20 protein-coding genes are annotated in these 21,283 nt (G+C 60.3%); 9 read left to right on the top strand and 11 right to left on the bottom strand.

Annotation, left to right across the window (positions count from 1 at the left end):
- Positions 1–77: 77 nt before the first annotated feature.
- Positions 78–1,592, bottom strand: a complete 1,515-nt coding sequence (locus BFC21_RS04530; protein WP_120265753.1) for an aldehyde dehydrogenase — start codon at positions 1,590–1,592, stop codon at positions 78–80.
- Positions 1,593–1,768: 176 nt separating this feature from the next.
- On the opposite strand from BFC21_RS04530, the gene BFC21_RS04525 reads away from it, so the two are divergent.
- Complete coding sequence (locus BFC21_RS04525) at positions 1,769–2,734, top strand: LysR substrate-binding domain-containing protein (RefSeq protein WP_162939286.1); 966 nt, start codon at positions 1,769–1,771, stop codon at positions 2,732–2,734.
- Positions 2,735–2,755: 21 nt separating this feature from the next.
- Here the strand turns inward: BFC21_RS04525 and BFC21_RS04520 are convergent, their stop codons facing one another.
- The 3 genes from BFC21_RS04520 to BFC21_RS04510 form a co-directional block, all read right to left on the bottom strand.
- Positions 2,756–3,616: an acyl-CoA thioesterase II gene (locus BFC21_RS04520; protein WP_120265752.1), complete on the bottom strand. Its 861-nt coding sequence runs from the start codon at positions 3,614–3,616 to the stop codon at positions 2,756–2,758.
- Positions 3,617–3,691: 75 nt separating this feature from the next.
- Positions 3,692–4,468 (bottom strand): enoyl-CoA hydratase/isomerase family protein, encoded by a 777-nt coding sequence (locus tag BFC21_RS04515; RefSeq protein WP_120265751.1) that lies wholly within the window; start codon positions 4,466–4,468, stop codon positions 3,692–3,694.
- A gap of 8 nt (positions 4,469–4,476) precedes the next feature.
- A complete protein-coding gene (locus BFC21_RS04510) occupies positions 4,477–5,997 on the bottom strand; it encodes a class I adenylate-forming enzyme family protein (RefSeq protein WP_120265750.1) in 1,521 nt (506 codons plus the stop codon).
- Positions 5,998–6,267: 270 nt separating this feature from the next.
- On the opposite strand from BFC21_RS04510, the gene BFC21_RS04505 reads away from it, so the two are divergent.
- Positions 6,268–7,035 carry an SDR family NAD(P)-dependent oxidoreductase gene (locus tag BFC21_RS04505; RefSeq protein ID WP_120265749.1) on the top strand — a complete coding sequence of 256 codons (768 nt, stop codon included), beginning with the start codon at positions 6,268–6,270 and terminating at the stop codon, positions 7,033–7,035.
- A gap of 61 nt (positions 7,036–7,096) precedes the next feature.
- Entirely contained in the window at positions 7,097–7,666 is a 570-nt protein-coding gene (locus BFC21_RS04500) for a TetR/AcrR family transcriptional regulator (RefSeq protein ID WP_159259407.1), read from the top strand.
- Positions 7,667–7,722: 56 nt separating this feature from the next.
- On the opposite strand, the gene BFC21_RS04495 is transcribed toward BFC21_RS04500, so the two are convergent.
- From BFC21_RS04495 to BFC21_RS04485, 3 genes are read right to left on the bottom strand one after another with little or no spacing between them, the layout of a single operon-like run.
- Positions 7,723–8,670, bottom strand: a complete 948-nt coding sequence (locus BFC21_RS04495; RefSeq protein WP_120265748.1) for a hydroxymethylglutaryl-CoA lyase — start codon at positions 8,668–8,670, stop codon at positions 7,723–7,725.
- Between the two features lie 4 nt (positions 8,671–8,674).
- The gene (locus BFC21_RS04490) at positions 8,675–9,076 is read right to left on the bottom strand and encodes a cupin domain-containing protein (protein WP_120265747.1); all 402 of its coding nucleotides are present in this window, start codon (positions 9,074–9,076) and stop codon (positions 8,675–8,677) included.
- Between the two features lie 13 nt (positions 9,077–9,089).
- Positions 9,090–10,472, bottom strand: coding sequence for an acetyl/propionyl/methylcrotonyl-CoA carboxylase subunit alpha (locus tag BFC21_RS04485; protein ID WP_177342575.1), 1,383 nt, complete (start codon positions 10,470–10,472; stop codon positions 9,090–9,092).
- 173 nt (positions 10,473–10,645) lie between these two features.
- Between BFC21_RS04485 and BFC21_RS04480 the strand changes: the two genes are divergently transcribed.
- From BFC21_RS04480 to BFC21_RS04460, 5 genes are all read left to right on the top strand, one after another.
- A complete protein-coding gene (locus BFC21_RS04480; RefSeq protein ID WP_095004853.1) occupies positions 10,646–11,422 on the top strand; it encodes an enoyl-CoA hydratase/isomerase family protein in 777 nt (258 codons plus the stop codon).
- Positions 11,419–12,951, top strand: a complete 1,533-nt coding sequence (locus tag BFC21_RS04475) for an acyl-CoA carboxylase subunit beta (protein WP_120265745.1) — start codon at positions 11,419–11,421, stop codon at positions 12,949–12,951. Before BFC21_RS04480 ends, BFC21_RS04475 begins: the two co-directional genes overlap by 4 nt.
- A gap of 34 nt (positions 12,952–12,985) precedes the next feature.
- A complete protein-coding gene (locus tag BFC21_RS04470; protein WP_095004851.1) occupies positions 12,986–13,198 on the top strand; it encodes an acetyl-CoA carboxylase biotin carboxyl carrier protein subunit in 213 nt (70 codons plus the stop codon).
- 15 nt (positions 13,199–13,213) lie between these two features.
- Positions 13,214–14,059 carry a fumarylacetoacetate hydrolase family protein gene (locus tag BFC21_RS04465; RefSeq protein WP_095004850.1) on the top strand — a complete coding sequence of 282 codons (846 nt, stop codon included), beginning with the start codon at positions 13,214–13,216 and terminating at the stop codon, positions 14,057–14,059.
- A 74-nt stretch (positions 14,060–14,133) separates the two neighbouring features.
- A complete protein-coding gene (locus BFC21_RS04460; RefSeq protein WP_120265744.1) occupies positions 14,134–15,489 on the top strand; it encodes an MFS transporter in 1,356 nt (451 codons plus the stop codon).
- Between the two features lie 14 nt (positions 15,490–15,503).
- Here the strand turns inward: BFC21_RS04460 and BFC21_RS04455 are convergent, their stop codons facing one another.
- A complete protein-coding gene (locus BFC21_RS04455) occupies positions 15,504–16,517 on the bottom strand; it encodes an LLM class flavin-dependent oxidoreductase (RefSeq protein WP_120265743.1) in 1,014 nt (337 codons plus the stop codon).
- Between the two features lie 5 nt (positions 16,518–16,522).
- Entirely contained in the window at positions 16,523–17,047 is a 525-nt protein-coding gene (locus BFC21_RS04450; RefSeq protein WP_095004847.1) for a nuclear transport factor 2 family protein, read from the bottom strand.
- Positions 17,048–17,227: 180 nt separating this feature from the next.
- On the opposite strand from BFC21_RS04450, the gene BFC21_RS04445 reads away from it, so the two are divergent.
- Positions 17,228–17,890: a hypothetical protein gene (locus tag BFC21_RS04445; protein ID WP_088377341.1), complete on the top strand. Its 663-nt coding sequence runs from the start codon at positions 17,228–17,230 to the stop codon at positions 17,888–17,890.
- 67 nt (positions 17,891–17,957) lie between these two features.
- On the opposite strand, the gene BFC21_RS04440 is transcribed toward BFC21_RS04445, so the two are convergent.
- Both BFC21_RS04440 and BFC21_RS04435 read right to left on the bottom strand, forming a co-directional pair.
- On the bottom strand, positions 17,958–20,171 hold the full coding sequence (locus BFC21_RS04440; protein WP_120265742.1) for a TonB-dependent siderophore receptor: 2,214 nt from the start codon (positions 20,169–20,171) through the stop codon (positions 17,958–17,960).
- Positions 20,172–20,283: 112 nt separating this feature from the next.
- Positions 20,284–21,279 (bottom strand): siderophore ABC transporter substrate-binding protein, encoded by a 996-nt coding sequence (locus BFC21_RS04435; RefSeq protein WP_088377339.1) that lies wholly within the window; start codon positions 21,277–21,279, stop codon positions 20,284–20,286.
- Positions 21,280–21,283 lie beyond the last annotated feature (4 nt).

Raw genomic sequence — 21,283 nt, 5'->3', positions numbered from 1 at the left:
GTTTAACTCCAAGACCGCATCACCTGCATCGCGAGCAAGCCCGCTGCCACCCGAACCTGCCAGCCACTAATCCTGCGTCAGTTGCCCAGCAGTACGGCCACCGACTTGGTCTCGGTGTAGTGCTCAAGCCCGCAGAGGCCCATTTCTCGACCGACGCCAGACTCCTTGAAGCCGCCAAACGGCAGTGAAGGGTCGATCTGGTTGTGACTGTTGACCCACACAATCCCGGCACGGATTCGGGCTGCCAGTGCGTGGGCACGGCCCACGTTCTGCGTCCAGATGCTGGCGGCCAGCCCGTATTGGGTGTTGTTCGCTTCACGGGCCAGATCATCGAGGCTCTGGCTGGATATTTTCATGGCCGAAATCACCGGGCCAAAAATTTCCTCGTTGTAGACCGTCATGCCCGGCTTCACATTTGCCAGCAGTGTCGGCAGGTAGAAGAACCCCTCTCCCTCGGCTTCACGGGCTCCGCAAATGACGCTGGCACCTTCGGCGACCCCGGCGCGCACCAGTTCACTGACCCGCGCCTGCTGGCGCCCGGAAATCAAGGGGCCCAGATCAGTGGCCGGGTTGAGCCCGTGGCCCAGTTTCATTGTGCAAATGAATTCGGCGACACCGTGGATGACTTCGTCGTAGACGTCTTCATGGATATACAGCCGCGAGCCCGCCGTACACGCCTGCCCGCTGTTCAGCATGACGGCCTGGGCCACCCCGGGTATGGCGGTTTTCAAATCCGCGTCCGGGAACACAATGACCGGGCTTTTGCCGCCCAGCTCAAGGGTCACGCGCTTCAAGGTCGCCGCCGCGCTGGCCGCGATTGCCTTGCCGGTGGCCGTGCTTCCGGTGAAGGCAATTTTGTCCACCAGCGGGCTCTGCACCAGTGCGGCGCCACAGCGCCCATCGCCGGTGACGACGTTAAGTGTTCCGGGTGGCAGGCCGGCCTCTTCGCAAATGGCCGCCAGACGCAATGCCGCAAGCGGCGTGTCTTCAGCCGGCTTGAGAATGATCGAGCAGCCCGCCGCCAATGCAGGCGCCAGCTTCCATGCCGCCATCAGCAAGGGCACATTCCAGGGGATAATCTGGCCAACAACGCCAACCGGTTCGTGAGTGGTATAGGCATGCCACTCACCGGGCAGGCCGACAGGTACGCTGAGGCCATTGAGCTTGGTGCACCAGCCCGCGTAGTAACGAAAATGTTCCGCCGAGTTCTTCACATAGGCGTTCTTGACGATGGCAAAAGGCGATCCTTCGTCCAGCACCTCAAGCTCGGCGAGCTCTTGAGCGTACTGGTCGATCAGCTCGCCAATGCGCCACAGGACCTTGCTCTTTTCCGATCCCGAAAGCCTGCGCCAGGCGCCCGTGTCGAATGACTGTCGAGCCGCAGCAATAGCCTGCTCCACATCGACCTGGCTGGCGTCGGCCACGTCGGCAATCACCCGCCCGGTGGCAGGATCAAATACTTTTCGTCGCTCCCCACCCCGGGGCTCAACCCACTCTCCGCCAATGTAAAGGCGGTGATGCTGGTTCAGGAAACTTCTGGTTTGGGCAGAAATGCCAGGGTGTGAAAGGTCGATCATAGTTTGCGCAGGCATAGCGTCTAGCTCCGGCTGGAGGTATCGAAGAAACCCCATTGTTGTAATTGGGTGCCAGCACCGAACCTAATCAAAACAGCGATGCTTGACCAATGGAAATTATGCCAATATCGATTCATTAACCGAATCGCTTAACCCGACCCTTAAACAAATCACAATAAAAGCCGGAACTCTCCATGACCGACCATGCCGCGGCGACCAGTTCAAAAACCCAGGGGCTGTTCAAGCGCCTGCGCTACCGCCACCTGTACATGCTGGTAACGCTGGGCACGCACAAAAACCTGCACCGGGCCGCTGAAGCCCTGCACATGTCGCAGCCCACCCTCACCAGAATGCTGCAGGAAGTCGAAGATGCATTTGGCTGTAGCCTGTTTGACCGCCAGCCACGCGGCATGACGCCGACGCCGGTAGGTGAGGAACTGCTCAAGTTTGCCCACTCGGCCTTGAACAGCCTTGACCGCTGTGTGGAGGACCTGACCGCCCGGGCGCAGGGCGGCTATGGCCATTTGGCGATCGGCGTGGTCATGGGCAGCGCGCTGGATGAAGTGGTAGCGACCATTGCAACGCTGAAAAAGGCCTCTCCTCAGCTTGGGATCCGCATGATGAGCGACACCAGCGACCTGCTGATCGACCTGCTTGAGCAGGAGCGTCTTGACGTGGCCATCGCCCGCCTGGGCGCGCCCGGGGACCGCTCACGGTTTGAATTCGAGCCTCTGGGCAATGACCGGCTGGTGTTTGCCGTTCGCGCAGGCCATCCTCTGCTTGAGCAGCCAGCCATCCCGGTAGAGCAGATGGTGCAAAACTGGACATGGCTCCTGCAACCTGCTGCAAGCCCCGGCAGAAAGGCCCTGGAGCGCTGGTGGGCAGATCAGGACATGTTGCCGCCGGGCATGACGATCGAATGCTCATCCATCTGGGCGATGCTGCAACTGGTGCAGTTGACGGACGCGATCATGGTGCTCAGCGAAGCCGTGATTCATGACCACGTCCGTACCGGGCTGATCAGCATCATTGAGCAACACGCTATCGAAGGGCTTGCGCCTTACGGAATCATTTTGCGCAAAGGCGCCCCGCGCAGCAAAGAACTGCAGCAGTTCCTCAGCCATCTGCGCGGCGCGATGAAAACCGGCCCATCAGCCTGACCGCCTCGGGCGGGGCACACGTCAAAGGGGCGTCTTGCGTATCAAGCCTTCTTGCATCACCGATGCAACCAACCGGCCGGTGCGGTCAAAGATGCTCCCTCGGGAGAGTCCCCTGCCCGCACCGCTCCAGGGGCTGTCCATTGAGTACAGCAACCAGTCATCGACAAAACAGTCGGCGTGAAACCACAGCGAATGATCCAGGCTCGCCACTTTCATGTCCGGCTGCATATCTGAAACACCATGGGGCAACAGGGACGTGATCAGCAAGGCAATGTCACTGGCGTAGGCCAGCACACTGCGATGCAGGTTACGCTCCCGGCTGCTCAATGCCCCGACTTTGAACCAGAAGCTCCTTGAAGGCGCGCGTGGTGCCGGCGCACTGGGATCAATACGCTCGACCGGGCGAATATCAATCGCCCGGGCGACCGCATAACGGGAACGGATCTGGTCAATCAGCAGCTTGTTGCCGGCCAGCAGCTCCAGTTCACCGGGCAGGGACTCCGGCGCCGCCACTTCCGGCATTGCCACCTGGTGCTGCAAGCCCTGCTCGCTGACATGGAACGCCGCGTCGCCAATAAAAATGACCCTGGCGTGCTGCCAGGCGGTCAGGCGCCTGCGGCTGAAGCCTCGCCCGTCCTGGACCGGTTCGACTTCATACATGACCGGTGCATTCGCGCGCCCGGGCCGGACAAAATAACCGTGCAGCGAATGCAGCATGCGGTCTGCCGCTACCGTGCGGCTGACCGCCATTGCCGCCTGCCCCAGGACTTGCCCACCAAACAGCTGGGGCAATCGCAGGTCCTGACTTTCACCTTTGAACACATGGGTCTCAACCTCCTCCAAAGCGAGGATGCCAGCCAGTTTGTCTGCGGGGGTGCTCATGACTCGGGCCTCTTGGGCAAAGCCTCCTTTGGCAGCATAAAACGCCTGCTTCCAGAGGCCAGGTACAGGGAAACGTTATCGCCCTTGATAGGCGGGCGCTCTTTTCTCAGTGAATGCGGCAATGCCCTCCCTGAAGTCCTCACTCAGAAGCACCCGGCGAAAAGCCGTGCGCTCCAGCTCCAGCGCGGCATCCAGCCCGCAGTCAGCACCGCGGCGGATGACCTGCAGCGACACCCTGACGGCCAGTGGCGCATTTTTTGTGATGCTGTGGGCGATCTCCAGCGCCCTTGGCAACAGGTTCTCGGCGCTGGTGAGTTCACTGACCAAACCTTCGGCCAGTGCCCGTTGGGCCGAGACCGGCTCGCCCGTCAGCACCATCTGGGTGGCCAGTGCCGTGGGCAATACCCGCGATAGCCGGGTGACGCCACCGGCACCGGCAATCACCCCCCAACGCGGTTCCGGCAGCGCGAACCTGGCGTGTTCCACGGCAATGCGCACATCACACGCCAGCGCAATCTCAAGCCCCCCGGCATAGGCCAGCCCATTGATGGCCGCGATGATCGGTTTGGTGGTCGGCGACCCGCGATTGATCCCGCAAAAATCCCCATCATCCAGCTCCTTCACCGCCCGCTCACGCAGATAGGGCAGAAAAGTGCCGATATCGGCGCCGGAACAAAAGGCTTTGCTGCCAGCCCCCGTCAGGACCACAACTTGAATGTCATCGTCCTGGTTGATGCGCGGCCAGATTTCCTGAAAGGCCAGGTGCGTATTCAAGTCAATCGCATTCATGGCCTGGGGACGATTGATCGTGATGACGGCAACCGGCCCCTGTTTCTCGAATTCAATGCTCATGATGATCCTCAGCCCTGCGGTTCAAATCGTTGGCGCAACTCGCGCTTGAGAATTTTGCCGTTGTGATTGAACGGCATGTCTTCATAGGCGATAAATTCGACCCGCTTGGGAAGCTGATAGCCTGCCAGGTGATCGCGGGCATGCACGACCAGAAGATCGGCACTGCAGACCGCCCCCTCGTGCAGCACCACGATGGCCGTGACCTCTTCGCCCCAACGCTCGTTGTTCAGGCCAATCACGGCCACTTCACGCACATGCATGTGCCTGGACAAAACGGCCTCGACCTCCTGGGAGTAGACGTTCATCCCGCCCGTCTTGATCATGTCCTTGAGACGATCGAAGAAGTACACAAAGCCATTGGCGTCCATGTGCGCCAGATCACCGGTGTGCAACCAGCCGTCCTTGTCGATGGCATCACGGGTGGCGTCTGCCCGGTTGTGATAACCCAGCATGACAGTCGGGCCGCGCAGCACGATTTCACCGATCTCGCCGGCGCCTGCTATCGCGCCCTGGTCGTCCATGATTGCGACTTCAATGTTCTGGAACGCCCGACCGATGGAGCCGGGTGCCCGCTCGTAGTCTTCTTCCTTGAGAACGGTTGCAATCGGGCCGGCCTCGGTCAGCCCGTACTGGTAGAAAATGTTCACCCCGGGAATGCAGGCCTTCATGGCATTGCGGTCATTGGCCGTCAGAATCCCGCTGCCCACGTACCAGCGCACCAAGGAGCTCACATCCAGCGTCCTGGCCAGCGGATGGAGCACAAACTCCCGGGCCAGCGAAGGCGGCATGAAGGTGTTGGTTACCCGCTCGGCGGCGATGACACGCAGCACCTCTTCTGTGACGTATTTGTCCAGCAGGGTTGCCGTCGCGCCCAGATACAGATGAGGCAGCAACCAGCAGTTGAGCGCGGCGGAATGATGCAGTGGCGTGGCAATCAGCGTGTTGTCGGCCACGCCCATGCCGGTATCGATAATCTCGTTCAGGGAGTTCCAGAACAGGTTGGCATGACTGAGCAATACCCCCTTGGAACGGCCGGTCGTGCCTCCCGTGTAGAGAATGACCGCAGGATCCTGCTCGCTCAGCGCATCGCTTGCATGCGCCAGGACACTGGCATTGCCCGAGAAGGCAGGCAGTGATTCGAGCATCACCACCGCGATGTCCAGGCTTTCGACCAGCGCCGCGTAGCTCTCGACATGCTGGGTAGACATGAACAGCACTTTTGCCCCGCTGTCTTGCAGCATCATCGCGATGTGTTCGGGCGTCTCGCGGTAGTTCAGCGGCACCGCAACGGCACCCACTTTGACAACACCATAAAACGCCACGACCCACGGGCGACTGGTACTGGCCAGGAACGCCACCTTGTCACCGTGCCCCACCCCGGCGGCCAGCAGTGCATGGCCGACCTGGTTGGCCCCGGCCTCGAACTCGGCATAGGTCGTGCGACCGGCCTTGTCGATAAGGGCTACCTTGTCAGGAAAGCGTTTGGCGTTATGGGTGATATGACCACCCAGCAGCATACGGCTAGACATGAAACCTCCTCTTGTAATTGTTCTGCAACTGCGGACAGGCACTACTCTGCCAAATCTGTAGGCCCCCGACGCTCAAGAATAACTAACATTCGTTAGTTTGCAATAGACACAAACAGTCAAATACAGCCAAAAAATCCGCAACCGAGTGTGTTTCACCCTAGATAAAAAACACTGAAACACAGTGAAAGAGGCATTTATGACTTGTATTACCGGGCCAACACGCTAAAAATAACGCATGTTAGTTTCCAAACAAAAACAAGAGGAATCATCATGACCGACCTGTCCTTGCGCCTGGATAGCGCCACAGTTCTGATCACCGGCGGCGGGCGCGGCAACGGCGCCTCCCTCGCCCACGGCTTTGCGGCGGCCGGGGCAACCGTGGTGGTCACCGACATTGATCTGCAAACTGCATCGGCAACTGCCAAAAGCATCAATGCCCAGGGCGGCAAGGCATTCGCCTACGCCCTGGATATCTGCGACGAGGCTGCATGCCGCGCCCTTGCCGCCACGGTGTCCAGCGACATCGGGCATATCACCACACTGGTAAACAATGCCGGCCTGCTGTTTCGCGAGCCGTTCGCAAGCGACAGGAGCCCCGAGCAATGGCGTCGCACCCTGGCAGTCAATGTCAGCGGCATGTTCAACGCGAGCCACGCTTTTCTCCCGCACCTGAAACAGACCAGAGGCTCAATACTGAATATCGGCTCGATCCACAGTTTCACTTCCGGCCTGTCATCCCTGTCGAGCTACACCACCTCAAAAGGTGCGGTATTGCAATTCACCAAAGCCCTGGCTTCAGAGCTGGCCACAGACGGCATTCGCGTCAACGGGCTTGCCCCCGGCTCCTTCCCGACCGCCATGTCAGAGGCCACCCGCGAAGACCCGGGCAAGCTGCAAGCCTTTCTCAGCCATGTTCCAATGGGCCGTACGGGTGAGCCCCATGAACTGATCGGCCCCGCGCTATTCCTGACATCGCCACTGGCAAGCTATATTACTGGCGCAATGCTCCCTGTGGACGGTGGCTACCTCACACGTTGAGCCATCCTCCCCTCCTGATTGAGACACGTACCCCATGCGACCTGTAGGCGCGAAACGAGAAGTGACAGAGCACGCCATTCATACCGCCGGGGTGGATCTGATCGCCACTTACGGCTATGAGGCGATGACCCTGAGAAACCTGGCCGAACAAGTCGGCATCAAGGCAGCCTCCCTTTACAACTACTTCAGCAACAAGCAAGAACTGCTGGCCACCATCCTGAAGGCGGTCATGCGCGACCTGCTGATGGAGTTCACGGAAAAAGTCGACTTCCAGCCCACCACGCTGCAGCGCTTTGAAGCGATGGTGGCTGTGCATTTGCACTTTCATACCGAGCGGCGCAAGGAGGTGTTTATCGGCAATATGGAGCTGCGCAGCCTCGACGAGGAAAACTACCGCATGGTTGCCCGCCTGCGCTCGGAGTACGAAAGACGTGTTCGGCAAATCATCGAGGACGGCGTCAAGGAGGGCATTTTCAATGTATCCGACTGCAATTTGACCACCAAGGCCCTGATCTCGATGCTCACCGGTATCTGCACCTGGTACCGGCCAGGCGGCCGCCTGGGGCTTGAAGACCTGGCGAAACAACATGTCGAACTGTCGCTGCGCATGGTGGGTTACAGCGGCGCATAACGGCAAAAGACAAAAACCCCGCCTGACCAGGCGGGGTTTTTTATTGAGCTGCGCTTTTACAACGCCTTGTATCTGGCCAGGCTGCCACCGCGCATGACCTTGCCGGGCAACTGGCGAGCGAAGACATCCTCGGCCAGATGCGCCACCTCGATCAGCCTCTCGAGATCGACACCGGTCTCAATGCCCATCTCCTCGCACATGAACACCAGGTCTTCGGTGCAGATATTGCCGGCCGCCCCTCGATGCCCCGCAAACGGACAGCCCCCCAGGCCGGCGCAGGAACTGTCGAACTTGGCCACGCCCATCTTGAGCGCGGCATGGACATTGGCCAGCCCCGTGCCGCGGGTGTCATGCAAATGCAAGCCCAGCGCCAGATCCGGCCACCGGTCACGAACCGCCCCCAGGGTGCGCTCCATCATCAGCGGGTTGGCCCAACCCACCGTGTCCGCCAGATAAACCCCCTTGAGCTGCACGTCGGCCTCGCCCGCCAGATCGAGCACCTCTCCCACCATCCGCACCACCTGGGGCACAGGCATATAGCCCTCGTAATTGCAGCCAAATGCCGTCATGACATAGCCCCATTCAACCGGCACATTGCGCTCGGCATAGGACTTGAGCCAGGCGCGCTGTTCATCCAGCGTCCGGGCAATATCCTTGTTGGTGTTCTTGAGCGAAAACGTCTCGGATGCCGTCACGCGGATCGCGCCGATAATATCCAGCTGTGACTGGTAGGCCCGCTCAAGGCCCTGCTGGTTGAGCCACAAACCGGTATAACGCACCCCCGGCTTTTTGTGGATGGCAGCGGCCAGTTGATCCGCATCCGCCATCCCCGGAACACGCTTGGGGTTCACAAAGGAAACGCAATCAATCTGCTTGAGCCCCGTCTCTGCCAGCGCTTCGATCAACTCGACTTTCCTGTGCAGGGCAATCGGCTCAGGCTCAATCTGAAAACCCTCACGGGGCCCCTCTTCGTTGATCCAGATACGCTTGGGAAGATCACTCATTGCATTACTCCAGATTTTGACCGGCGTGCTCGCCTTCCAGGAACTTGTTCGGACGCAGGAAAAATGACAACACCAACGCCCCCTTCGGCGAGCGCGCCAGGTGGCGATTGCCCCGCGGGCGCCAGACGAAATCCCCTGCAGCCACCTCGCCTTCGTCGTCCTCGATACTGCCTTGGAGTACATAGGTCTGCTCGACCTCGACATGCTCATGCAAAGGCAGGCTGGTGCCTGGCGCCCAGCGGAACAGTGCTGTGAGCAGCCCGCTGTCTTTATCCTGCATCAGGATTTTCATATCGATGCCCGGCGTGGGTGTCGGTTTCCACGGCAGTGCGTCGACACCGATATAGCGCGAAGCAAGCTCGCCAAGCGCATCGATACCCGGGACATTCGGGGTAGTAATAGCCATGACTCAGTCTCCCTTACACAGGTTGGGCAACAGCAAAAAGGCTCTCGCTGTGCTCGTCGATAAAACGGGTATGCACCCTGGCATCCAGATAGGCCGGCTGCGCCAGGACACGCAGCAAAAACTGCCTGTTGGTCTTCAGACCGGAAATTTTCAGCCCGGTCAGCGCCTGCTCCAGGCGGGCCACGGCTTGAGCCCGGTCCTTGCCGTGGGCTATCACCTTCATGATCATCGGATCATAGAACGGCGTGATCCGGTCACCCGCGACGAAGCCGGTATCGATACGCACCCCTTCAATCTGCGGCAGCTGCAGTTCTTCAATCAGACCAGGCGCCGGCATGAACTTTTTCTCGGGTGACTCGGCATACAGGCGCGCCTCGATGGCATGCCCGCTGCGCTGGATCGCCTCCTGAGTCAGCTCACCCTGCACGTCCTCGCCCAGGGCATGGCGAATTTGTGCCTCAACCAGATCAACCCCCGTAATCGCTTCCGTCACGGGATGCTCAACCTGAATCCGCGTATTCATCTCCAGAAAGAAGTAGGAGCGGGTGTTCTCGTCATACAAAAACTCGACAGTACCCGCCCCGTCATAACGGCACAGCTTCGCCAGGTTCACCGCTGCGCTGGCCATGTGCGCGAGGATTTCCCGGGGCACATTGGGCGCCGGTGACTCCTCGAGCACCTTCTGGTAGCGCCGCTGTATCGAGCAGTCACGCTCGAACAGATGCACGGCCTCGCCATTACCAAAGCCGAATACCTGCACTTCAATATGGCGGGCACTTTCGATCAACTTCTCCAGAAAGACAGTGCCATCGCCAAATGCGCGCTCTGCCATGCGCTGGGTACCTGCCACCGCTTCAACCAGCTCCCCCGGCCCATAAACAGGCTTGAGGCCAATGCCGCCGCCACCTGCAGAGGCCTTGACCAGCAACGGATAGCCGACCGCCTCGGCTGCCCGCAGCAGCAATTGCGGGTCGGCCGCAGAAACGTTTTCAGCCGCCGGCTGAACGGGCACCCCGGCCTTGATAGCCAGATGGCGCGAGCGCTGCTTGTCGCCCATCGCCTTGATGACCTCGGCTGTGGGGCCAATAAAGGTAATGCCGGCTGCCGCACAGGCATCGGAGAACTCGGTGTTTTCCGAAAGAAAGCCATAACCCGGATGCACCAGGGTCGCACCGCACGCTTTCGCCACCTCCAGCACCTTCCCGGCATCCAGATAGCTTTCAGCCGCCTTGGCCGGGCCAATCAGGAACGCCTCATCGGCAGCCTTGACGTGCTGCGCCTGCGCATCCGCCTCGGAATACACAGCGACGGTGGGAATGCCGAGCCGTCTGGCCGAGCGAATCACCCGGCATGCGATCTCGCCACGATTCGCGATGAGTAATTTTTGTTGTGTCACGGTCATCTCCTGAAGCTAACAGCTGTAAGTTGAACAAATAACCCTGTCCGCCACGTATTAGCGCCTGAATACGGACATTTACGAAAAACACAGCGCAGGCTTGTGCTGCAAACAAAGCCTAGCTATATTCTCGAAAACTAACAACGGTTAGTAAAACAAAAAAGGAGATTCCCTTGAGCACCACGCAGCTTCTTGTCCAGCGCCTGGGCCCATGCGCAACCATCACGTTGAGCAATCCTGCCAAGCGCAATGCGATTGCCACCGCGACCGCCGGCGAACTCGTTGACACCCTTCAGATGCTGGATCGTGAAAGTGAGGTGCGCGTGATCGTGATCACTGGCGAGGGGCACTGCTTCTCGTCCGGGGGCGACCTGGACGAATTTCTCGCCACCGTAGAGTCCGGCGGCACTCAGCTGTGGGAAACCGGCGAACCGTGGCAGCAGTTGTTCAGCATTATCGCGACCCTGAGCAAGCCGGTTATCGCCCGGGTCGTCGGCCCGGCCATGGCCGGTGCCTGCGGGCTCGTCGCGGCCTGTGATTTCGCCTATTGCAGCGAAGATGCCAGGTTCGGCTCCCCGGAAATCAAGATCGGCCTGTTCCCGCTTTTTATCCTGCCCGCCCTGCTCAAGCGCCTGGGCGAGCGCCATGCCCTGGACCTTGCCCTGACCGGCCGCACCCTTGACGCCCAGGAAGCCCTGCGCATGGGGCTGGTCAACCGGGTCTGCCCGCTCGCTGAACTGGATGACTTGGTCGCGCAGCAGGTGCAGAGCCTTGCCGAGCTGGAACCGGCCACCGTGCGCCGGGGCAAACACGCATTCCACAAAATCTCGTCTGTCGGCGTCAGCGAAGGGCTGGAACTGGCCCGCGGGCTGCGCCCGGCCTTTATGTGTTCGGATGAACTGCGTCGCGGCATCGAGAAATTTTTTGCTAAAAAAGAGGTGAAGGCATGAGCGGTTACGAGAACGTAAAAGAGCTGCAACGTCGCGTCGAAATTGCACGCGCAGGCGGCTCGGAAAAAGCCCGGGAAAAACACCAGGCCCAGGGCAAAATCCTGGTCCGTGATCGTCTTGCCATCCTCTTTGACGACGGCAAATACCTTGAAGACGGTTTGCTGGTGGGTGCCGCACGGGGGATGCCGGGCGATGCCGTGGTGACGGCCATTGGCAAGGTCAACGGCCAGGAGGTCGCGGTGATTGCCAACGACATGACCATCAAGGCCGGCACGTGGGGCTATCACACTTTCCGCAAGATCGTGCGCATGCAGGAAATTGCAGTCGAAGCCAAGATGCCGATCATCTACCTGGTCGACAGCGCCGGGGCCCGCATCGACAGCCAGTTCGACTGCTACCTGGGGCGCATCGCGTGGGGCAATATCTTCTACACCCAAGTGCAGATTTCCGGCGTTGTTCCCCAGGTCTGCGTCATGTTCGGCCCCTCGCCGGCCGGCTCTGCCTACGTGCCGGCCCTGTGTGACCTGGTCATCATGGTCGACAAGCAGGCCACGGCCTATCTGGGCTCACCCAGACTCGCGGAGATGGCCATCGGCGAAAAAGTCACGGAAGAGCAAATGGGCGGTGCCCGCATGCATTGCGCCGTCAGCGGGCTGGGCGACTATCTGGCGCTCAACGAAGAAGAAGCCCTCAAGGCTGCCGCCGACTATCTGCGCTTTTTTCCGAGCCACAACAGTCAGTTGCCGCCACTGCGCGAAGCCAGGCTGCCGGCCTCCAGTCGCGCCATTGCCGAAATCGTCCCCGCCGACCAGAACCGTCCATTTGATGTGAAAGAACTGGTGGAAGCGCTGGTGGATGAAGGCTCGATTTTTGAAGTCAAGGCGATGTTTGCCAAAGAGGCCTACACCGCTTTCGCCTACCTGGGCGGGCGCCCGGTCGGGATTGTGGCCAACAACTCGAAAAACAAAGGGGGGGTGCTGTTCAACGACAGCGCCGACAAGGCCACCCGTTTTATCTGGGCCTGCAATGCCTTCAACATTCCACTGCTGTTCCTGCAGGACATCAGCGGCTACATGATCGGCAGCGCGGTAGAGAAAGCCGGGATTATCCGGCATGGCGCCAAGCTGCTGCACGCCGTGTGCGAAGCCAAGGTCCCACGCATTTCAGTGATGGTTCGCAAGGGCTATGGCGGCGGTTATCTGGGCATGTCCGGCGCCCCGACCATGCCCGACGCTCAGCTTGCCCTGCCCGGCGCCATGCCGGCCCTGATGGGGCCGGAAGCCGCCATCAATGCGATCCACTTCAATGAAATCCAGAGCCTTGAAGGCGATGCGCGTGCCGCCTTTATCGATGAGAAACAAAAGGAATACGCCAAGGACATCAACGCTTTCGACCCTGCCGACCAGTTCTCCTTTGAGGCCGTGGTAGACCCCGATGAACTGCGCGACGAGCTGATTCAACGCTTCGCACTGTACAGCCGTCGCGCAATCCCGCGCATTGACCGGCGCAACGGTATTTACCCGGTTTAACCCTCCTCCCCTCACAACAAGAAAGGATCAGCTGATGAGCGAAATCAAGGCACCTATGGCCGGCAATATCTGGAAGATCAACGTACAGGTCGGCCAGGAAATCAACTTCGGTGACGAGGTCATCATCATGGAATCCATGAAAATGGAGATCCCCGTGGAGGCCGATGACACCGGCATCGTCAAGGAAATCAGGGTCAGCGAGAACGACAATGTCGATGACGGCCACATCCTGATCATCCTGCAGTAAGGCGGAGAAACCCAGATGAAACTTGCATCCTTTATCCATGCCGGCCGCCGCTCCTACGGTGTCGTTGATGGCGACACCGTGCTGGACGCCGGCGCCGTTCTCGACCACCGATACGCCGACTTGCGCGCAGTGCTCGGCGCCGACAACGGCCTCGCTGACCTGGCCGCAATGGAATGCGCGCCACGCCTGAACGCCGGTGATGTGCAGTGGCTGCCCGCCATCCCCAACCCGGACAAAGTACTGTGCGTGGGGCTCAACTACCTCAAGCACATTGTTGAAACGGGCCGCGAAACACCGAAACATCCGACCCTGTTTACCCGCTTTGCCAGCGCCCAGGTGGGCCATGAACAACCCCTGATCTTGCCGGACGCTTCCACGGCCTTCGATTTCGAAGGCGAACTGGCCGTGGTGATCGGCAAGCCCGGGCGGCACATTGCAAAAGACAACGCCCTGGATCATGTGGCCGGTTACAGCCTGTTCAATGATGGCTCGATTCGCGACTGGCAGCGGCACACCCTGCAATTCACCGCCGGCAAAAACTTTGTGGGCAGCGGCAGCTTCGGTCCCTGGATAGTGACCAGGGACGAAATCCCCAACGTGGACGGGCTGGTCCTGGAAACACGGCTCAATGGCGAAATCGTGCAACGGGAAGGGATTAACGATCTGCTGTTCAAGATCCCGGCATTGATTGAATACATCTCCACGTTCACCGAACTGCTCCCGGGGGACGTGATTGCCACCGGTACACCGGGGGGGGTCGGCGCCTTCAGGAATCCGCCGCTATGGATGAAGCCGGGCGATGTGGTCGAAGTCCAGGTGGAGGGCATTGGCACACTCAGAAACACCGTCAAACCCGAGTAAGTCTTGCAATGGTGAAAGGCGTCCACGGGCGCCTTTCATTTGAAGTCCGCACAATAACAATACTGGACTCACCCATGAAATCGACGATCGACGCTTCAAGCTGGAGCCCTGCACAACCCGCCACAGTGAACACGGCGCTGTTTAAAAAAATAGCGCTGCGCATCTTGCCCCTGATATTTGTTGCCTATGTCTTCGCCTTCCTGGATCGCGTCAACATCGGCTATGCCAAGCTGCAAATGCTGCCGGACCTGGGTATCACGCAAAGTCAGTACGGGTTCGCCGCAGGGATATTTTTTATCGGTTATGCGCTGTTCGAGATCCCGAGCAACCTGCTGCTGGATAAAATCGGCGCACGTAAAACCATGACCCGCATCATGCTGCTCTGGGGGCTTGCCTCAGCCGCAACGATGCTCGTGACAACCGCCCAGCAGCTTTACCTGATTCGCCTGCTGCTGGGGATCTTCGAAGCCGGGTTCTTCCCCGGAGTCATTCTCTACCTCAGCTACTGGTTTCCGAGCTATTTGCGCGGGCGGGTTACCAGCACCCTGATGCTGGCTACGCTGGTAGCCCCGATCCTGGGTGGCCCGGTCTCCGGGCTGATCATGGAAGGCATGAACGGTGTTGCCGGCTGGGCCGGCTGGCAATGGCTGTTCCTGCTCGAGGCTGTGCCCATCATGATCATCGGCATTGTCTGCTTCATGATCCTGTGCGATCACCCTGAACAGGCCGGCTGGCTCAGCGATGAAGAGAAAACCCTGCATCGCAACCTGATGGCCGACGACGCGGCATCCCAAACCCCTGACCCTGGCAACTGCCATAGCGGCCAGGCGATTTTCAGTGCCCTGGTCGATCCCCGGGTCTATGTGCTGGCGTTTCTGTATTTCAGCTGCGCCCTTGGCAGTTATGCGTTCAACTTCTGGCTGCCCTCGATGATTCAAAAACTCGGGGTGGCCAGCATCACGCAGATTTCCCTCTACGCCATGATCCCTTTCAGCTGCGCAGGCCTGGGCATGATTCTGATCGGACGCAGTTCCGACCTGCGCCGTGAAAGACGCCTGCACTATTGCCTGAGCGTGCTCTTCGGCGCGGCCATGCTCTCGCTGTCGACCCTCACCACCTCGCTGGGCCTGACACTGGCACTGCTCGGTGGAGCAGCCTTCGGTTTCAGCGGCGCAGTGATTGTCTGCTGGGCGATCCCGGCGACCTACCTCAAGGGCAAAAGCGCACCGGCAGGCATTGCCCTGGTCAGTTCCCTGGGGTCTCTGTGCGGGTTTGCCGCGCCATCGATCATAGGCCTGGCACGGGACATAACCGGCAAGGATCACGCGGGCCTGTACGTTATCAGCCTGATCATGGTGGTCGCCGCAGGGGCGATGCTGACGCTGATGCCCAGGCAGGCGCTGACCGTGGGCAAACCCGGGCAGGAATGAGCCCCGGCTGTGATTTATTGCTCGGCAGCGGCCCCGCTCAGCGCCTCGACAAGGCTGCTGACAGCTTGCAGCCTTGCCGACTCACCCGGCATCATCAGATTGATCATCACTTCGTCGGTTGCATAGGCCCGCGCCAGCTGGCGAAGTTGATCGACCACCTGCGCAGGTGGTCCGCTTATCAGCCGGCCCTCATTGCGCTTGCGCACGGCCAGCTCCTCCAGGGACCAGCGGTGAGCACGGGCGGTGGCGAGCGAAGGTACTCGCTCAAAGGGTTTGGCACTTTCGGCATGGGTCAGCCAAAGATGGAACGCATCGGCACATTCGGCGGCCTGCTCTTCTGTAGCGCCAGTCGCCACGAAGACGGCAACGATGACGCCAGGCTCCGGGGCAAAGTCTGTTGGCTGAAACGCGGCACGATAGGCGCGGGCCGCCTGCGGGCCATCATCGCCGGGGTTGATGAAATGGGCGAAGGTAAAGCCCAGCCCTGCCCGGGCCGCCACCTCGGCCGTGGCCCCGGAGGCGCCGAGCACGTAGGGCCGGGGCGTGTCCCGGGTTACGGGATGGGCACGCATGCCGGCATAGGGTGAGCCCTGCCGATGGCGCCCGGTCACAAAGCCAAGCAAATCACTGACCTTGCGCGAATAAGGTATCGACTCACTTTTTTCGTCATTGAGCGCCATGCTCGTGCGCCGGTCGGCGCCCGGTGCCCGGCCGAACCCCAGATCGATCCGGCCCGGGAACAGCGCTTCAAGGAGCTGGTAGTTTTCGGCAATCTTCAGGCTGCTGTAGTTGGGCAATAACACCCCACCGGAACCCACGCGGATCGCTTGCGTCGCCGACGCGATACGCGACATGAGGATTTCCGGCGAATTGCTAGCCGTCGCCGGCGCGCCGTGGTGTTCCGACACCCAGAAGCGAGCGAACCCCTGCGCTTCCACATGCCGGGCCAGACGTACGCTGGCGGCGAGCGCGTCAACCGGCATCAGGCCTTCATCGACCGGCGAATAATCCAGAATGCTCAGTTTCACGGCTTTCAGGCTCCTTCAGGACGGGCGTCATCCTGTTCACGGCTGCTGTTGCGTTGCGGCCAGACCACTTCGAGGCGGGTATGGGTGATGCGCCATTGGCCATCGATGCGCCGGTACTCGTCGGCATAGAGCCCAAGCAGCAGCAACGGATTGGGATCAGCCTTGGAGGCGGTCTCGAAATCGATCAGGTAGCAGCGACCTTGTGCCGTATCCGGCCCGGTCAGCTTCACCCAGTGGTTGGCGATGGCATGCAGGAACGGATAACTGCCCTGGCGGTCGCGATCAAACAGGGTGAAGGCATCATTCAGACCGGCACGTATGGCATCGATGCCCTGCATTTTGCCGACCGTGACTTCCACCACGGCATCTGCCGAGAACACCTGGTCGAGTGCGGCGATGTTATTGCTGTCCAGATGGTGGGCGTAAAGGGTCCTGAGAGAGCGGATTTCTTCACGATCGAGCAGTGCCTTGAGCTGGATATCCATGCAAGTGACCTCGTAGATGATGGGTTGGCTGGACTGCACAGGCATTACCCTGCACATTGACTGCGCCAAGGGCATGCCAGCTCCAGCCGAGTAACGACCATCACTGTAGTCGTGTTCAAATAAAAGATAATCCACATATAATTCCAAACATTCTGGAATCACAGGATCAAATAGCCCCCTCTTCGCGGTATGCGCGGCCGGGGGTACGCCCCATCAAGGATCGATATGCTGCGCAAAGCCCAGATCATTAGCTTCCCGGCCCTGATCGCATCGGTGTTGTTGCTGACCGGTTGCCCGCCGCCCGCCGAATTCACCCAGTGGCAACGCACGTCCACTACCGTCGTGGGAGTCCAGGCGGCCATGGCTGAATGTGGCGAGCCTGTAGGGCACTCAATGAACCGTTATCCGACTAACGAACGGGTGCTGCAGTTTCAGTGCATGCAGCGCCTGGGTTTTACCCGTAAAGACGGTTTTGATTTCTGTGCAGTCATGATCAATGCGCCGGCCTGCGTCGAAGCAAGAATGGGCCATGCGCTGAGCGTGTCCCAGCTCGAGGCCCTGCCGTTTGAAGCCGATGAAGGCTTCTATCCGATCAAGCCTGATTCCGGCCGCTATGAAGACATGCAGGTCACCTGGCGCAAGGTGGGCGCACCCCGCCACTTCTCGATGCAAGTGGCCAATAATCGCGAAGCGCTGCCGGTCATGTATGCCTGCGGCTATCCACAGCCACTGGGGTCGAACCTGGACGTCGCCGACATCGGGCGCACAGCCCGGGCGCAACGCTGCATGATGGATCACGGCTTTGAACCGAAGGACAAGATGATGCTGGTGTGTCGGCCTTATCCCACCGTCACCGCCTGTAAAGGCAGCGCTGAACACCGCGGCTGACGGTTCAGGATCACCCGCGACACCCGGCTTCTGGCCGCTCACTGCCTGAAGCCGGGGGTACTTCTTTTTAGAAGTCCACTGTCGCAGACAGCTCTACGGTACGCGGCGCACCAAGGCCCAGGCTCGACAGCAGCGGCGTGCCCCAGTAGGCCTTGTTGGCCACGTTGTTCACGCTGGCGCGCAAGGTCAGCGCACGGCTGGCCACCTGGGTGGCGTAGCGGCTGCCCAGGTCATAGACGGTATACCCCGGAATCGACTGGGTATTGTTGGTGTCGATGTACTGCCAGGACACCGAGGTGGCATTGGCGGTCAATGTCAGGCCGTGTACCAGCGGTGTGTCCCACTCCACCCCCAATTTGCCTTGCAGCTTGGGCAGGCCGGTGGCCGTCTTGCCCTTGTGGTCGCCGGCGGTGATCTTGGGGTCGACATGGGCCACACCCCCCATCAGGCGCACATCCTGCAGCGGCGAGCCGAAAAAGCTCCACTCGACACCACGGTTACGCTGCTCGCCACCAAAGGAGAAGATGTTGCTGACCGGGTCGGTGTAACTGTTGGGCCGCTCGATCTGGTACAGGCTCAAGGTGTGGGAGAAGCCGCCCAGGTCCACCTTGACCCCGACCTCCTTCTGCTTGGACTTGTAGGGTGCAAACACATCCCCGGCATTATCTGCCGTCATCGGCGCGGTGGCGCCCTTGCTCAGGCCTTCGATGTAGTTGGCATACAGCGAGACCTGGTCAGTGACCTTGACCAGCAATGCCGCCGCCGGTGTATTGGCCGCCTCGTCATACCCCGGGACGTTGCGTGCGCCGGTTTTGACATTAAAGGTGTCGGTGCGCACTTGCTGGCGGCGCAAGCCAAGGGTCAGCTGCACCCGATCATCAAGGATCGACAGGGTGTCTGCCAGGCCGTAGCTGGTCAGACGGGTTTCGGAGTGGGCAATATAAGGAAAGTCCCTGGCCGCCGCCGGGCCCCACACCGGGTTGTAAATGTTGGTGACCCACTCGGCCCCCGGCACATTTCTGCGCCCGTAGTCCTTTTGCGTATCGCCATAGTGGGTGGCATTCAGGGTCCATTGGTGCTTGATCGCACCCGTTTGCAAATGCCCCCGCACGCCCATCTCCCCGGAGGTTTTTTCCAGGTCCATTTTCAACTGGCCCATCTTGGTCTCAAAGTCACCCGCATCGTTGAATACCGTCGCCAACATCGTGCCGCTGTATTCGTAGTGGGTCTGGCTCATGCCGTAGGCGGCATAGGCCATCAGGCTGTCGGTCAGGTCGTACTCACCGCGGACGATGCCCCCCCGGTCCGTTGTCTGCACGTAGGCCCAGTCAGGGTTGAGCAGTGTATCGGCCTTGGGCGGTTTGGGCACCGCCACGCCTGGGCCCAGGTTAATGCCACGGTTCTGACCGCGCACACGATCTTCAGCTTCATACAGGTCAGCAGACAGGCGTACACGCTCGCCACGCCAGTCCAGGCCGAGCGAGGTCAGCTCAGCTTTCGGCTTTTGATGGTCGATCGCGCCGTCACCCTCGCGGTACACCCCGTTAAAACGGACACCGAACTGGTTGTCATCGCCAAAACGCCGACCGACGTCCACATGCCCGCCGAACTGCGCATCGGACATATAGGTACCGGTCAGTCGGGTCAACGGCTCATCCCCTGCCCGCTTGGGCACCAGGTTGACGCTGCCGCCCACCGAGCCGCCCGGCGGCATGCCATTGAGCAGGGCCGACGGGCCCTTGAGCACTTCGATGCGCTCGTACATTTCTGGCGAGATCCGGTAGTAAGGCGCCACGCCATACAGGCCGCCGATGCTCACATCGCTGATACTGCTGGCGAAGCCGCGGATCGAGTAGTTCTCGCTGAAGGTGCCGGTCAGGCCGTTGCTGAACACTGCAGGGTCGGTGGCGGCAATCACCTGGGTAATGTTCTGGGCCTGGCGATCGGCAATGTATTTTTCCGTGTAGCTGATGGTACTGAACGGCGTTTCCATAAAGTCCTTGTTGCCCAGCAGGCCCACCCGGCTGCCATAGGCCACTTGATCACCCGCGTAACTGGGGGGCAAACCGGCAGGCGTGGCCATGTCGCCCTCGACCAGGGTTGCGGGCAGGGTTGAGACGTCGCCGTGTTCTTCTTCGGCCAAACTCTCGGCACAGGCTGTCAGCCCTGTCATGCCCAGGGTCAGGCCCAGGAGCACGGTCTGCACGGCTTTAGCGGTGCGGCTCAAGGCAAAAACTGCGCAGGGTGGCGCAATGCGAGGATGTAGAGGGCGTTTGCTCACGCGAGGACTCCGTTGGTTGAGAGACTGTTTTTATATGAATCAGAATGCTAGAAATGAAACTAATGAGAATCGTTAGACCTCAATAAAAGGCCTGGCCCGGGCCTGCCCTGCCTTAGCCCTGATAGCCCTTGAGCACGTCGTCGATCAGCAGTTTCAAGGAGGTCGGGCTGGCCCCGGTGACGTACCAGGCCTGGGCATCGACAAAGATCACCCGGCCGTTTTTCCAGGCATTGGTCTGGCGCAACAGTGGGTTGCCCATACTCCGGGCATCCATGACCGGGCGGCCCTCCATCACGGCGGTGCGGTCCACCACATAGATAATGTCGGGGTTGGCCTGCTGGATAAATTCACTGGACACCGGCTGGCCATGCAGGCCGGTTGCAGTCGTCGGCCCGGCGGGTTTTACCCCGAGGTCGTTGAAGACAAAGCCGTAACGCGAGTGAACGCCGAAAGCGCTGTAGGCGCCGTTGTTGTGCAACACCACCAGGGCTTTTTCAGGGCGCGCCCGGGTAATGGCCCTGGCCTGCTCGACCTTGGCATCCAGGTCGGCCACTTTCTGCTGCGCCAGCGCCTGCTTGCCAAAGATTTGCCCCAGGGTCAGCAGGTGAGCCCGGATAACGTCGATATGCCGCGCCTCGCTGTCGCGATAATCGACATCGAAGTGCAGGGTCGGCGCCATCTCGCTCAGTTCGCCATAGTGGTTGGCCTGCAGCGAGGTGATCAGGATCAGGTCCGGCCGTGCGCCATGTACCCGCTCCAGGTTGGGTTGCACGATGGCCCCCAGGTCCTCAACACCCGGCGCATCCTTGTAGCGGGCAAGAAAGTGCGGGACAAAATCCTTGGGCATGCCCGCCACGCGCACGCCCAACTGATCGAGAAAGTCGACCTCATTCATGTCCAGGGCAACCACCCGTTGTGGCACATGCTCGATCAGGGTGGTGCCCAGTTGGTGCTGCACCCGAACCGCTGCGTACCCTCCCTGCTCTGCCGGTGCGCGGGTGGCTGGGCGGGGTATTTCGCCGCTGCTGTCATTGCACCCTTGCACCGCCAGCGCGGCGGCGAGCAACAGGACCAGCGGCCTGAGGCGATAGATGTGATGGAAGGTCATTGCT

Origin of the sequence: Pseudomonas sp. TMW 2.1634 (assembly GCF_001703595.1) — a bacterium.
Lineage (GTDB): Bacteria > Pseudomonadota > Gammaproteobacteria > Pseudomonadales > Pseudomonadaceae > Aquipseudomonas > Aquipseudomonas fragi.
The sequence above is the reverse complement of the archived record's forward strand: the minus strand, read 5'-3'. Positions and strand labels throughout refer to the sequence as shown.

Excerpts from the sequence above, each read along its gene's own strand:
- BFC21_RS04515 (WP_120265751.1), bottom strand. The coding sequence starts at position 4,468 with ATGAGCATTGAATTCGAGAAACAGGGGCCGGTTGCCGTCATCACGATC.
- BFC21_RS04475 (WP_120265745.1), top strand. The coding sequence starts at position 11,419 with ATGAGCGGTTACGAGAACGTAAAAGAGCTGCAACGTCGCGTCGAAATT.
- BFC21_RS04525 (WP_162939286.1), top strand. The coding sequence starts at position 1,769 with ATGACCGACCATGCCGCGGCGACCAGTTCAAAAACCCAGGGGCTGTTC.
- BFC21_RS04445 (WP_088377341.1), top strand. The coding sequence starts at position 17,228 with ATGCTGCGCAAAGCCCAGATCATTAGCTTCCCGGCCCTGATCGCATCG.
- BFC21_RS04530 (WP_120265753.1), bottom strand. The coding sequence starts at position 1,592 with ATGCCTGCGCAAACTATGATCGACCTTTCACACCCTGGCATTTCTGCC.
- BFC21_RS04450 (WP_095004847.1), bottom strand. The coding sequence starts at position 17,047 with ATGCCTGTGCAGTCCAGCCAACCCATCATCTACGAGGTCACTTGCATG.
- BFC21_RS04490 (WP_120265747.1), bottom strand. The coding sequence starts at position 9,076 with ATGGCTATTACTACCCCGAATGTCCCGGGTATCGATGCGCTTGGCGAG.
- BFC21_RS04510 (WP_120265750.1), bottom strand. The coding sequence starts at position 5,997 with ATGTCTAGCCGTATGCTGCTGGGTGGTCATATCACCCATAACGCCAAA.
- BFC21_RS04435 (WP_088377339.1), bottom strand. The coding sequence starts at position 21,279 with ATGACCTTCCATCACATCTATCGCCTCAGGCCGCTGGTCCTGTTGCTC.
- BFC21_RS04505 (WP_120265749.1), top strand. The coding sequence starts at position 6,268 with ATGACCGACCTGTCCTTGCGCCTGGATAGCGCCACAGTTCTGATCACC.
- BFC21_RS04470 (WP_095004851.1), top strand. The coding sequence starts at position 12,986 with ATGAGCGAAATCAAGGCACCTATGGCCGGCAATATCTGGAAGATCAAC.
- BFC21_RS04465 (WP_095004850.1), top strand. The coding sequence starts at position 13,214 with ATGAAACTTGCATCCTTTATCCATGCCGGCCGCCGCTCCTACGGTGTC.
- BFC21_RS04495 (WP_120265748.1), bottom strand. The coding sequence starts at position 8,670 with ATGAGTGATCTTCCCAAGCGTATCTGGATCAACGAAGAGGGGCCCCGT.
- BFC21_RS04520 (WP_120265752.1), bottom strand. The coding sequence starts at position 3,616 with ATGAGCACCCCCGCAGACAAACTGGCTGGCATCCTCGCTTTGGAGGAG.
- BFC21_RS04460 (WP_120265744.1), top strand. The coding sequence starts at position 14,134 with ATGAAATCGACGATCGACGCTTCAAGCTGGAGCCCTGCACAACCCGCC.